Source organism: Marinobacter iranensis (assembly GCF_029207565.1).
Classification (GTDB): Bacteria; Pseudomonadota; Gammaproteobacteria; order Pseudomonadales; family Oleiphilaceae; genus Marinobacter; species Marinobacter iranensis.
In genome coordinates this window covers 1-264 of sequence record NZ_JANCMW010000220.1, presented here as the reverse complement: position 1 = coordinate 264, position 264 = coordinate 1, and the positions used below count along the sequence as shown (strand labels likewise).

Here is a 264-nt window from a genome sequence, read left to right as displayed (position 1 = left end):
AACGCCAGCGCGGCCTTGAAGCCGAACGCGTCCTGCACGCGCGAGGCGACCGAAGGGAACGGATTGTCGGGCGTCGTCGTGGCGACGAGGACGCCGTCGATGTCGTCGGTCGCGGTCGGGTACCTGTCCAGCAGATCCCGTACGGCGGCGATCGCGAGGTGACTCGTGAATTCGCCGTCCGCGGCGATGCGGCGCTCGCGGATGCCCGTCCGCCGCACGATCCACTCGTCGTTCGTGTCGACCAGGGCGGACAATTCCTCGTTG

Annotated in this window: 1 pseudogene; it reads right to left on the bottom strand. The window is 68.6% G+C overall.

Annotated elements, in window-relative coordinates:
- Nucleotides 1-264, bottom strand: a pseudogene (locus NLU14_RS22100) (3-oxoacyl-ACP synthase); the annotation flags it as partial.